The organism is Xanthomonas sp. JAI131 (assembly GCF_013410075.1).
Lineage (GTDB): Bacteria > Pseudomonadota > Gammaproteobacteria > Xanthomonadales > Xanthomonadaceae > Xanthomonas_A > Xanthomonas_A bonasiae.
In genome coordinates, this window is the sequence record NZ_JACCCN010000003.1 from 262,637 (window position 1) to 275,923 (window position 13,287).

A 13,287-nucleotide genomic window follows, 5' to 3' on the forward strand; every position below is an offset into this window, starting at 1 on the left:
ATGCCGGCGCGACTGCCGCGGAGCCACCGCGCCGCTGCACGCCGCGCCTGCGCCAGCTACCGCGCGCATCAGGTTTCCTCCGTCACGCGCAGCACTTCCTCGATCGTGGTCTGGCCGCTGAGCGCCTTGCCGATGCCGTCCTCGTACATCGTGCGCATGCCGGCCTCGCGCGCCAGCTGTTCGATCTCGCCCATGCCGGCGTGGCGCATCACCGCGCGGCGCAGCGCGTCGTTCATCACCAGGAATTCCATGATCGTGGTGCGGCCCAGGTAGCCGGTCGGCGCGATCGCCGAGGGCCGCGGGCGGAACAGGAAAATGTCGCCCTCGGGCTGCAGCCGGCGCAGTTCGAACTTCTCGATCTCCTCCGGCGAGGCCGCATAGCGCTCGGCATGGGTCGGCTCCAGCCGCCGCACCAGGCGCTGGGCCAGGATGCCGTTGATGGTGGAGGTCAGCAGATAGTCCTCCACGCCCATGTCGAGCAGGCGGGTGATGCCGCCGGCGGCGTTGTTGGTATGCAGCGTGGACAGCACCAGGTGGCCGGTCAGCGCCGACTGGATCGCGATGCGCGCGGTTTCCAGGTCGCGCATTTCGCCGATCATGATGATGTCCGGGTCCTGGCGCACGATGCTGCGCAGCGCATGCGAGAAATCCAGCCCGATCTGCGGCTTGGCCTGGATCTGGTTGATGCCCTCGATCTGGTATTCGACCGGATCCTCGACGGTGATGATCTTGACGTCGGCGGTATTGAGCTGGCTCAGCGCGGTGTACAGCGTGGTGGTCTTGCCCGAGCCGGTCGGGCCGGTGACCAGCAGGATCCCGTGCGGCTGCTCCAGCACCTTGCGGAACTGCGGCAGGAACGCGTCGGTGAAGCCGAGCCGGTGGAAGTCGAACACCACCGTCTCGCGGTCGAGCAGGCGCATCACCACGCTCTCGCCGTGCGCGGTGGGCACGGTGCTCACGCGCAGGTCCAGCTCCTTGCCCTGCACGCGCAGCATGATGCGTCCGTCCTGCGGCAGGCGGCGTTCGGCGATGTTGAGCTTGGCCATGATCTTGACCCGGCTGATCACCGCCGCGGTCAGGTTGGCCGGCGGGCTTTCGCCGTCGATCAGTACGCCGTCGACGCGGTAGCGCACCTTCAGCCGGTTCTCGAACGGCTCGATGTGGATGTCCGAGGCGCGCAGTTCCACCGCGCGCTGGATCACCAGGTTCACCAGCCGGATCACCGGCGCTTCCGAGGCCAGGTCGCGCAGGTGCTCGATGTCGTCGGCCGCCGTGCTGTCGCCGTCGGCGGTCTCCACGATCGCGCCCATCGCGCTGCGGCCCTGGCCGAACCAGCGCTCGATCAGGTCGTCGATCTCCGAGCGCAGGCCAACCCGCGGCAGCACCTGGAAACCGGTGGCCAGGCGCACCGCATCGGCGGCATAGGCCTCGTGCGGGTCGGACATCCACAGTTCCAGCACGCCGTCGCGCTCGCCCAGCGGGCACACGTGGAATTGCTTGAGGAAGCGCAGCGACAGCGGCTGCGCCTCGGGCAGGTGCTCCGGCGCGGTGGCCGGCAATTGCTTGGCGTCGAGCAGCGGCAGGCCCAGCACTTCGGCGCTGACCTCGGCGTGGTCGCGTTCGGAGACCAGTCCCAGCCGCGCCAGCAGCGACAGCAGGCCGCCGCCGGATTCGCGCTGCAACTGGCGCGCGCGCAGCAGGTCGCCCTCCTTGAGCCGGCCCTTGGCCAGCAACGCATCGACGATGCGCGCCTCGGGCGTATCGACAGCGGCAGCAGTGTCCTTGACGAGCGCGTTCACACAATCCCTCCAGAGCGTGCGGCGACTTTAGCAGTTCGGCGCGACCTGCCGCCCGCCCGCGCCGCATCGGCCCGCCGCACTGTCTACGACGCCGTGGCGGCGCGGCACGCCGTCATTGGCGTGACATACGCGGCGCGCAGCATCGCGCGTTGCGGCGCGGTGTGCACGCCGCGCGCGGCACCGGCGTTGCAGCGCACAAGCGCAACGGACAGTGGCGCACGCTTGCGCAGCGGCCGCTGCGCCGGCAACGGCAGCGACCGGCGCGCTCGAGGTTTTCAGCTCCAAAACGCAGGAAACCCGGCCGGAGCCGGGTTTCCTGGGTCACTCCGGCGCCGTTGCCGGCGCCGTCCAGCGCACGCTTACTGGCGCGCGACCAGGCTGACGCCGCTGTAGCTCGAGGTGCCGACCAGCTTGACGTAGTAGGTGCCGGCCTGCGGCGCGGTGAAGCGCACCGTCTCGTTGTTGCCCGGACGCGCCGACTTGGCGTCGTAGCTGGTGGTGCTGGGCTCCTTGTCGAAGCTCACGTACAGCGACACGTTGCCGCTGCCGCCGTAGGTGAGGAAGCTCAGCACCGCACCGGCCTCGGCCTCGAAGCTGTACAGCACTTCGTTGCCTGCCGCACCGGTCAACCCGGCCACCGCCACCTTGTTGGTCAGCGCGGTCGCCGGCGGCGCGCACTCTTCGGTCTGCGGGTCGCACGGCACTTCCAGCGCCTTGTCCAGCGCCGCCTTGGCATCGACGATGCCGGTACCGATCGGGGTGCTGGTCGGGATCGACACCGGGAACGGACGCGCGGTCTGCTTGAGCAGGGTTTCCAGCGCGGCCGGGGTCAGCGGCGCGTTGCCGGCGGCGATCACCGCGCTCTGCACCAGGGCCGCCACCGCCGCCACGTGCGGCGAGGCCATCGAGGTGCCGCCCATGCCCATGTAGGTGTAGTTGCCCGAGGTCGGCGTGGTCGCACCGGTATAGCCGTTCTGCCAGACGAAACCGCCCGGGTTGCCGTCGACGCTGCCGCCGCCGCCCGGACCGGACAGGTCCACCGCCGCGCCATAGTTGGAGTAGTAGGCGATGCCGCCGGTGATGCGCGTCGCGCCGACCGCGATCACGTTGGCGCAGCTGGCCGGACGGAAGTTGGCCGCATTGCCGGCGCTGTTGCCGGCCGCCACCACCACCGTGGTGCCGCGCGCCACCGCGCTGTTGATCGCATCCTGGTACAGCGTGTCGCAGGTGCCGCTGCCGCCCAGGCTCATGTTGATGACCTCGGCCGGATTGGCGTTGGCCGGCACGCCGGCGACGGTGCCGCCGGAGGCCCAGGTGATCGCGTCGGCGATGTCGGACAGGTAGCCGCCGCACTTGCCGAGCACGCGCACCGGCAGCACCGTGGCGTTCGGCGCGACGCCGGCCATGCCGACACCGTTGTTGGTGGCCTCGGCGACGGTGCCGGCGACATGGCTGCCGTGCCAGGAGCTGTCCTCGGCGAGCGAGCCCGCATAGCACTCGTTGTCGTTCTCGACCCAGTCGCCGTAGTCCAGCGCGCCCGGCACGCGCGCGTCGGTCGGACGCCGCGAGGTCTCCGCATCGGAGATGAAGTCGTAGCCCTGCAGCAGGTTCACCGCCACGTCCGGATGGTTCGGCAGGATGCCGGTATCCAGCACCGCGACGACCACGCCATCGCCCTTGGACACGTCCCAGGCGGCCGGCGAGTTGATGCCGCCGGTGGCGCTGTTCAGGTGCCACTGGTACTGCGCGTACAGCGGGTCGTTGGGCACCAGCTGCGGCTGCTCCAGCGTCGCCTTGGGCAGCTCGGTGCGCTGCAGCTTGACGTCCACCTGCGCGTACTTGACCGCCGGGTCGGCGGCGATTTCCGCCACTACCTTGTCCACGTCGGCCTTGCTCAGCTTGCCCGACAGGCGGATCAGGTCGGCGCCCACGCCCAGGGTACGCACGTATTCGGCGCGCACGCTGGCGGCCGCGGCACGCGAGATGCCGTTGCTGCCGCCCAGGCTGGCGCGGGTCACGGCCGACTGCACCGCCGACAGCTTGGCGCTGCGGTCGCTGGCGGCGGCGCTGCCGGCGTTGTAGCGCACCACGATGCGGCTGGAAGTCTGCGCGTCGGCCGGCGCGGCCTTGGCCGGTTGCTTGACCGGCAGCGACGCGGCACCGGCCGCGAATGCGCTCGAGGCCCCCAGCGACATCGCCAGCATGGCGGCGGCGATGGCATTGATACGGAGATTTTGCTTGTCGATCACGTTGACGTCCTCTTCAAAGTTTCGTGGATCAGGCGACTGTTGCGGCCGTAAAAAAGCTCCTTTTTCCCGAATCCGTTGGCCGGCCCAGCCAAGGTCCTTAGGTCTGCCCCCTCAGGCCATTGCGTGGGCGGACGGCGGCACGCGCCGCCGTCCGCGATGGCTCACCAGCCGAAGCCGGCGCCGATGCCGACCGAGCTGTCGTCGCCGCTGAACGCGCCGCCGATGGTCAGCGTGGCGCGCTCGCTGAAGGCGCGCTGGTAGCCCACCGACAGCGCCGACTCGCCGTTCTGGAAACCGACGCCGGCGCCGACCCGGTTCTGGGTGCGGATGCCCGCCGCGCTGGTGGCCATGTTGAGCATCGCCGCGCTCATCGCGCCCTGCCGGTCGATGCGGCGGTCCTGGTCGCGCAACCGCGCATCGACGTCGCCGCGCAGCACGTCGAAGCTGTCGGCCATGGTGTTGAAGCGCGTGTCGGTGTACGACTTGGCGGTGGCGACGCCGCTGTCGAGCTGGCTCTTGTTGACCGCATCGGTAGCCTGGGTGCCGGCGGCAACGTTGGCGACCTGGCGCTCGTTGCCGGCGCTGCCCACCGACACCGTGTTGGCGCGGTCGGCGACCGAGCCCTGGCCCAGCGCGACCGCCCCCTGCGCCGTGGCGCTGGCGCCCTGGCCGAGCGCGGTGCCCGAGGCCGCCGTGACGCTGGCGCCCTCGCCCATCGCCACCGCATTGGTCGCCACCGCGGCGATGTGGCTGTTGGCGCCCACCGCGGTGCTGCCGTCGGCGTTGACCTTGGCGTTGCTGCCGATCGCGGTGTCGTTGGGGCCGTGCGCATAGGCGCTGCCGCCGATCGCGGTCCCGGTGACGTCGTTGGCGCGCGCCGCGGTGCCGACCGCCGTCGCGCTCGTCCCCGCATCGGCCACGGCCGTCTCGCCGACCTGCGCGGTGGACGCGGTGCCGGACACGGTCGCCGACTCGGACACCGCCTGCGCGCTGGCCACGGTCGACTCCGCCTCGGCCACCGACGCCACGCTGGCGACACGCGCATTGCGTGCCACGCTGGCGGTACCGCCACTGCGCGCATCCAGTTCGCTGACCTTGCCGTCCAGCGCCGCCAGCGCATCGCCGACGTTGCTGTAGCTGGCGCCCTGGATCACGTAGGTCGGCGCCACGAACAGGCCTTGCGCGCCGAGTCCGGCGCCGCCGCCGAGGAACGTGGCCATGTTGCTCAGCGACTGGTACAGCTGGCTGCCGTTGATCGCCTCGGTGCTGCCGGCGGCGATGCTGCCCGCGGTCAGATTGACGATGCGCCGCGTGGCCGGGCCGCCGCGGCCGTTGCCGCTGCCCAGCGACACCGTGTCGGCCTCGTAGACGCGCGAACCGGCGCCGAGCGCGACCGCATTGTCGGCCGACACGCCGGCATTGGCGCCGATCGCCACGCCATTGCTGCCGCTGTTGCGGACGAAGCTGTTGTAGCCCAGCGCCACGCCGTTCTCGCCGATCGCATTGGTCTGCAGGCCGACGGCGGTGCTGCGCGCGCCGCTGGCCGAACTGCTGGCGCCCGACGCGGTCGCGCCGGCGCCGCTGGCGAGGCTGTCCACGCCCAGCGCGGTGCTGCGCAGGCCGCTGGCCGTGGCGCCGGCACCGGCTGCGGTGCTGTTGACGCCGCTGGCGCTGGCCACGCCGCTGCCCGAGCTCTGGAAGTTGGCGCTGGTTTCGCCGGCGGCCGCCGCCACCGCATCGAGCTGCGTCTTGTTCACCGCATCGGTGGCGTTGACCGCCGCGCCGACGTTGGTGATGCGACGCGTGGCCGGCGCGCTGACGCCGTTGCCGCCGCCCACCGACACCACGTTGGCCTCGCTGGCGCGCGAACCGGCGCCCAGTGCGACGCTGTTGCTGCCGCTGGCCCAGGCGCTGGTGCCCAGCGCGGTGGCGTTGATGCCGCTGTAGGCGTAGGCGTCCTGGCCGATCGCGGTGCCGCCCTGCGCGGTGGCCCAGGCGAACTGGCCCACCGCGGTGGTCTGCGCCGCGGTGGCCCAGGCCGACGCGCCGAGCGCGGTCGCATCCTCGCCGGTGGCGCGCGAGCTGTAGCCCAGCGCCGACGCGTACGCGCCGGACGCGGTGCTGCCCCAGCCGAGTGCCGAGGCGTAGTCGCCCGCCGCCTCGGCGCCGTAGCCGAAGGCGCTGGTGCGAGTGCCCCTGGCGCTGCTGAACGCACCGACCGCGGTGCTGTAGTCGGTCGTGGCTTCGGCCTTGTAGCCGTTGGCGGTGGACTGCAGGCCGGCAGCGGTAGCGCCGGCGCCGCTGGCGCTGCTGAACGCGGCGGTGGCCTGCGCGCCCGCACCGAGCGCGGTGGCGCCGACGTCGCTGGCGGTGGTGGTGCCGTCGAGCAGCACGTTGCCGGCGTCGTCGGTGTAGTACAGCGAACCGCCGATCGCGGTGCTGGACTCGCCGGTGGCGGTGGCGTTGTAGCCGGACGCGGTGGCGTACTGCGCGCCGGCCAGCGCGCCGCTGCCGAACGCCGAGGCGCCGGTGCCGAAGGCGTTGGACGCCTCGCCGGCGGCGGTGGCGTAATTGCCCTCGACATAGCTGCCGACGTCGTCGGCCGGCTCTGCGCCGCCGCTGGCCTTGAACTGCTTGCCGGTGGCATCGGCGGACTGCTTGACCGCATCCAGCTGCGCGACGTTGACCGCATCGGTGGCTTCGGTACCGGCGGCGACGTTGGCGATCTGCCGTTCGCTGCCGACGCTGCCCACCGACACGGTGTTGTCGCGATCGGCCTCGGACAGCGCGCCCAGCGCCACGCTGTTGCTGGCGGAGGCATAGGCGCCGTAGCCGAAGGCGCTGGAATCGGCGGCGCTGGCGTAGGCCAGGCTGCCGATGGCGGTGCTGAAGTCGGCGGTGGCGCCGGCGCCGGCGCCGAACGCCGACGAGTTGGCACCGGAGGCTTCGGCCGGAATCAGCCCGAAGAACGAGGTGCCGCCGACCGCGACGCTCTCCTCGCCGGACGCCACGCTGTACTCGCCCACCGCCACGCTGCTGGTGCCGGAGGCGGTGGAAGCGACCCCGACCGCGGTGCCGTAGTCGCCGGCGGCGAGCGCGCCATAGCCCAGCGCCGAGGACAGGTAGCCGCTGGCTTCGCTGTAGCCGCCGAGCGCGGTGGCGCCGATGTTCGAGGCACTGCTGCGGAAACCGGTGGCCGTGGCCTGGTTGTCCGACGCCACCGCCTCGCTGCCGGTGGCAGTGGAGTAGGTGCCGCTGGCCTGCGCACCGGCACCGCTGGCGCTGGCACCGATCTCGCTGGCCAGCGCACCGTTGCCGATGGCGATGCTGTCCTGGCCCAGCGCCTGGCTGTCGCTGCCGAGCGCGACCGCATCGCTGCCGCTGGCCACCGCGTTGAAGCCGATCGCGGTGGCCCCGGCCGCCAGCGCGTTGGCGCCGCCACCCAGCGCGGTGCTGCCGTCGCCGATCGCATTGGCCGCCTCGCCGGCGGCCAGCGCATTGTCGCCTTCGACATAGGCGCCGGCATCGCTGGCGTCGCTGCCGCTGGCCTGGAAGTACTTGCTGGTGGTTTCCGCCGCCTGCTTGACCGCATCGAGCTGGGCGACGTTGACCGCGTCGGTGGCTTCGGTGCCGGCGGCGACGTTGGTGATCTGGCGCTCGTTGCCGGCGCTGCCCACCGACACGCTGTAGGCGCGATCGGCCACCGAGCCTGCGCCCAGCGCCACGGCGTTGGAGGCGGTCGCCTCGCTGCCGGCGCCGATCGCCACCGCGCTTTCCGCATCGGCCAGGCTGTTGGTGCCCAGGGCGATCGTGTTGACCTGGTTGCCCAGCGCCTGGAAGCCCATCGCCACGCTGTAGTTGCCGTAGCCGAACGCGCCGCGGCCCACCGCGGTGGCGCTGAGGCCCGGTGCCCAGCTGTTGAAGCCGATCGAGGTGGCGCCGCTGCCGCTGGCCCACGCACCGGTGCCGAAGGCCGAGGCATTGGTGCCGGTCGCCCACGCCGAGGCGCCGAACGCCGAGGCGCCGTCGGCGGTGGCCCAGGCATAGGCGCCGCTGGCGCTGGCGTCGTCGCCGCTGGCCCAGGCGTTGTCGCCCTGCGCCAGGCTGTAGCTGCCGGTCGCACGCGCCTTGTAGCCGCCGGCGGTGCTGTGGTCGCCGGTGGCCTGCGCGCCGTAGCCGGTGGCGGTCGCCAGCGCACCGGTGGCCTGGGCGCCGGCGCCGATGGCGGTGGCGTTCTCGCCGGCGTTGGCGCCGATCAGTTGCGCGTTGCCGTCGGCATCGGTGATCGGCTGGTTGTACTGGTCGAAGGCCTGGCCCTGGCCGCCGATCGCGGTGCTGCCGGTACCGCCGGCGGTACTGCCGTTGCCGAGCGCGACCGCGTCGCTGCCGATCGCGGCGGCGCCGCTGCCGTACGCGGCCGCGCCGTTGCCGTAGGCGTTGGCCGCATCGCCTGCCGCGACCGCGCCCTCGCCATCGGCGTAGGCGCCGACCGTACCGCTGCCGCTGCTGGTGAAGAATTTGGCGGTGGTCTCGGCGGTCTGCTTCACCGCGTCCAGCTGCGCCACGTTGACCGCGTCGGTGGCCTGGCTGCCGGCGGCGACGTTGGCGATCTGCCGTTCGCTGCCCACATCGCCGACCGACACCGTGTTGGCGCGGCGCGCGACCGAGTTGGAACCCAGCGCCACGCTGTCGGCGGCGAGCGCGGTGCTGTAGTAGCCGATCGCGGTGCTGTTGGCGCCGCTGGCCCAGGACTCGGCGCCGAGCGCCGTGGCGAAGGCGCCCGGCGCATAGGCGAAGTAGCCCAGCGCGGTGCTTTCCAGGCCGGAGGCCTCGCTGAGGCTGCCGCTGGCGAGGCTGTAATCGCCCGAGGCGATCGCGCCGGCGCCGAACGCCGCCGCGCTCTCGCCGCTGGCCTGGGTCTGCACGAACAGGCCCAGGCCCGGGATCAGGTCGGCCGGGCCGCCGACGGCGACGCTGCTGGCGCCGGTCGCCGCGCTCTGCGTGCCGACCGCGGTGGCGTAGTCGCCGGTGGCATTGGCCACCGCGCCGAAGGCCGAGGCCTGCGCGCCGCTGGCGTAGGCGCCCACGCCCACCGCCGAGGCGGCGAAGCCGCCGGCATCGGCGCTGGCGCCCAGCGCGGTGCCGCCGACGCCGGCGCTGGTCGCGCCGGTGTCCACCGCCACGCCGCCGTTGGTGATCAGCGGGTCGCCGTTCTCGTCGACCGCCACACCGCCCACGGCCACCGCCGCCGGGCCGGTGGCCTGCGCGTTGGTGCCGAACGCGGCGCTGTTCTGCCCCGCCGCGACCGCGCCGCTGCCCACCGCAGTGGCGCCGCTGCTCAGCGCATCGGCACCGCCGCCGAGCGCGGTGCTGCCGTTGCCGATGGCATTGGCCGCCTCGCCCGCGGCCAGCGCATCGTCGCCTTCGACATAGGCGCCGGCGTCGCTGTTGCCGGCGCTGGCCTGCAAGTACTTGCCCGCCGCCTGCAGCTGCGCGACGTTGACCGCGTCGGTGGCCTCGGTACCGGCGGCGACGCTGGTGATCTGCCGGGTCAGGCCGCTGGCCACGTCGCCGACCGAGACGCTGTTGTCGCGGTCCGCGTAGGAATACGCGCCGAGCGCGACCGCGCTGGATGCGGAACGGTTCTGCGCGTCCTCGAGCCAGCTGCTGACCCGCGCGCCGTAGCCGATCGCGGTCGCGTCGGTGCCGTTGGCCGCGCTGTTGGCGCCGATCGCGGTGCTGCTGTCGTGGAACATCGAGGTCACCGCATCGGCGCCGAGGGCCACGCTGTTGGCGGTCCACGCGGTGGACGCCTGGCCGATCGCCACTCCGCCCTCGCCCGCGGACAGCGCATGGGCGCCGAGCGAGACGGTGTGCGGCGCGAACGAACCGGCGCTGTGGCCGATCGCCACCGAGTCGGCGGTACCGTTCTCCAGGTTCGGGAACACGTTGGCGTTGTAGCCCAGCGCGATCGCGTAGTCGCCCTGGCTCTGCGCGCCCGCGCCCAGGGCGACGCCGCCGACGCCGGTCGCCGCGGCGATGCCGACGCTGTTGCCGGCGCTTTCGGCGGCGGTGCTGACGCCGCCGATGGCGACGCTGTCGGTGCCGCTGGCCAGGGCATTCATGCCCATCGCCACGGTACTGGTCGCGGTCGCCCGCGCGCCGATGCCGGTCGCGGTGGCGTAGTCGCCCGCGGCGCGCGAGCCGTAGCCCACTGCCGTGCCCAGCGCGCCGGACACTTCGGACAGGCCGCCGACCGCGGTGGCGCCGTCCTGGAAGGTCTGCGCGTGGTAGCCCAGCGCGGTGCTCTGCACGCCGCTGGCGGAACTGCCGGTGCCGACCGCGGTGCTCAGCGGATCCAGCGCCTGCGCGCCGCCGCCGACCGCCGTGGCCGCGGTGCCCAGCGCCTGCGTGGTCTGCTCGCGGCTGCCGACGATGAAGCCGTTCTCGTCGTACTCGTACACGGTGGCGACGCCGCCGATCGCGGTCGCCGACTCGCCGTCGGCGGTGGCGTTGGCGCCGAGCGCGCTGGCGTTCTGGCCGTTGGCCACCGCGCCGCTGCCGATCGCGGACGCCGCGGTGCCGCCGGCGAAGCTGCTGGAGCCCAGCGCGGTGGCATAGTCGCCGTCGGCCAGCGCGTTGGAACCGGAGGCGGTGGCCTCCTCGCCCTGCGCCAGCGCGCTGCCTTCGCCGTTGGCGGAGAACAGGCGCGCGGTGGTGTCGGCGACGTTGGCGACCGCATCGAGCTGGTCCAGGTTCACCGCATCGGTGCCCTCGGTACCGGCGGCGACGTTGGCGATCTGGCGCTCGTTGCCGGCGCTGCCGACCGAGACCGTGTCGGCGCGATCGGCAGTGGAGCCCTGGCCCAGCGCGACGCTGCCGGCGGCCGCGGCCTTGGCGCCGTAGCCCAGCGCGGTGGAGTCCTCGGCCTGCGCCCAGGAGGCGCCGCCGAGCGCGGTGCTGGAGTCGCCGTCGGCCGAACTCAGCCAGCCGATCGAGGTGGAGAACGCGCCGTTGGCCCAGGCGCCGGCGCCGAACGCCGAACCGCCTTCGCCCTGCGCTTCGGTGGCGAACAAGCCGAGCACGCTGCCGCCGACCGCGGTGCTGGATTCGCCGCTGGCCAGGCTCGACTCGCCCACCGCCACGGCGCTGCCGCCGCTGGCATTGGCGCCGTAACCGAACGCGGAGGCGAAATCGCCGCCGGCCTGGCTGAAGCCGCCGTTCGCGGTGCTGGCGAGGCCGCCGGCCTCGGCGGAAAAACCGGTGGCCGTGCTCTGCACGCCGTCGGCGCGCGCGGCGGTACCGAGCGCGGTGGAGAACGCACCGTTGCCCTGCGCACCGGCGCCGAACGCGCTGGCGCCCTGCGCCGCGGCGCTGGTGGTGCCTTCCAGCAGCACCTCGCCGTTCTCGTCGACGATCGACAGCGCACCGCCGACCGCGGTCGCCGAAGCGCCCGTCGCGGTCGCGTTGCTGCCCACCGCGGTGGCATTGCCGCCCACGCTGGTGGCGCCGCTGCCCAGCGCGCTGCTGCCGTTGCCGATCGCATTGGCGGCTTCGCCGGCGGCCAGTGCGTTGTCGCCTTCCACGTAGGCGCCGGCATCGCTGTCGGCGCTACCGCTGGACTGAAAATACTTGGCGGTGGTGTCGGCGGTCTGCTTGACCGCGTCGAGCTGGGCCACGTTGACCGCATCGGTGGCTTCGCTGCCGGCGGCGACGTTGGTGATCTGGCGTTCGCCGCCGGCCTTGCCGACCGACACGCTGTTGTCGCGATCGGCGAGCGCATCGGCGCCCAGCGCCACGCTGTTCTCGCCCTGCGCCACGGCGGCATTGCCGAGCGCGGTGCTGTTGTAGCCGGTCGCGGTGGCGAAGCCGCCGACCGCGGTCGCGAAGTCGGCATCGGCGGTGGCGCCCAGGCCGACCGCCGCGGTGGCGGTGCCGTTGGCGACGCTTTCGGCGCCGAGCGCGGTCGCGCCGATGCCGCTGGCGGTGCTGTAGTAGCCGAGGGCAGTGGATTCCAGGCCGTTCGCTTCGCTGAGCGCGCCGCTGGCCACGCTGCCGTCGCCGCTGGCGTTGCTGGCCGCGCCGGTGGCGGTGCTCTGTTCGCCGCTGGCGTTGCTTTCGGCGCCGACCGCGGTGGCGTAGTCGCCGCTGGCGCTGGCGCCGTCGCCGATCTGCAGCGCCTGCGCCTGTGCGGCCGAGGGCAGCACGGATCCGCCGGCGCCCAGCGCCATGGCGATCGCGGCCGACAAGGCCAGGCCCTGCGCGCGCCCAGCCCTGCCTTCGCGAACGAGCTGGCCGCGGGAATCGCCGCTGGCCAGTTCCGAGGCCACGGTCCACATCCCCAACGCCTTGTTCCAGACCTTGCGATAAATCCGATTCATCGAGTACTGCTCCTCAATAGGCTGGTTTTTGGTCAAAAAGCCACCCTCGCCCGGCATTCCAGCCGGCCGACCCCCTGTCGGTATATGCGCCGCATCCCTGACTCGCAGCGCGACAGGCTGGCGCCTGTCGCTGCCCGTCTGCCTTGATGAACCAAGACGAAATGCGGAACTGTCTGGAGTGTTAACCCCGTATCTTGAGTACGTCAAGTTTTTGACTAAAAACGGCACGACCAGGGATGGAGATCTCGGATTTACAACTTAATTGTTAATATTTCGATAAATTTCAATCAAAACAAGACATTCCGCCAAATTCTCGGCACGGCACTTGCCATGCGTTGACATTGGGCCGGCGCGGCATTCGCTGTTGCGCCAAGGGTTTGACGCGCATCGGGGTGATGGCGGAGAAGGCTTGCCGCTGGCCTGAGGGCGAGGGCCGTGTTCCGCCGTGCACAAGCGCAACTGCGCAGAATGCAGCTGTTGGCCGGCAGCGGAAGGCCGCGGTCAGTCCGCCGCCGAGGGGTGCGAAACGAGGTTTTCTTCAGCCGGTTTCAGGCTGCAGCGGCCTGGCCGCCACTGGGCGATACGAGACGGCTCCGACAGTTCGCCGAGGCTGCACCCGTACCCTCATCCGCCCCTGCGGGGCACCTTCCCCCGACGGGAGAAGGGAACGGCGCGGTGTGCTTTAGCCCCTCTCCCACCGGGAGAGGGGTGGGGTGAGGGTACGGCGCGAAGCGACTCGCGAAGTTGGGTGCACGAGGCTGCGCCCGTACCCTCATCCGCCCCTGCGGGGCACCTTCTCCCGAGGGGAGAAGGGAACGGCGCGGTGTGCTTTAGCCCCTCTCCCACCGGGAGAGGGGT

The 13,287-nt window shown here is 72.3% G+C and carries 3 protein-coding genes; all 3 read right to left on the reverse strand.

The genetic code is table 11. The features are described from left to right. Window positions 1-68: 68 nt before the first annotated feature. The 3 genes from gspE to HDC36_RS14190 all read right to left on the reverse strand — a co-directional run bounded on the left by gspE (window position 69) and on the right by HDC36_RS14190 (window position 12,429). Entirely contained in the window at window positions 69-1,799 is a 1,731-nt protein-coding gene (gene gspE / locus HDC36_RS14180; RefSeq protein WP_179568525.1) for a type II secretion system ATPase GspE, read from the reverse strand. 359 nt (window positions 1,800-2,158) lie between these two features. Further along, window positions 2,159-4,048: a S8 family peptidase gene (locus tag HDC36_RS14185; RefSeq protein WP_179568527.1), complete on the reverse strand. Its 1,890-nt coding sequence runs from the start codon at window positions 4,046-4,048 to the stop codon at window positions 2,159-2,161. Between the two features lie 161 nt (window positions 4,049-4,209). Continuing rightward, complete coding sequence (locus HDC36_RS14190; RefSeq protein WP_218848347.1) at window positions 4,210-12,429, reverse strand: ESPR-type extended signal peptide-containing protein; 8,220 nt, start codon at window positions 12,427-12,429, stop codon at window positions 4,210-4,212. Between the last annotated feature and the right edge of the window lie 858 nt (window positions 12,430-13,287).

Coding starts and splice junctions, on each gene's coding strand:
- HDC36_RS14190 (WP_218848347.1), bottom strand. CDS start 12,429: ATGAATCGGATTTATCGCAAGGTCTGGAACAAGGCGTTGGGGATGTGG.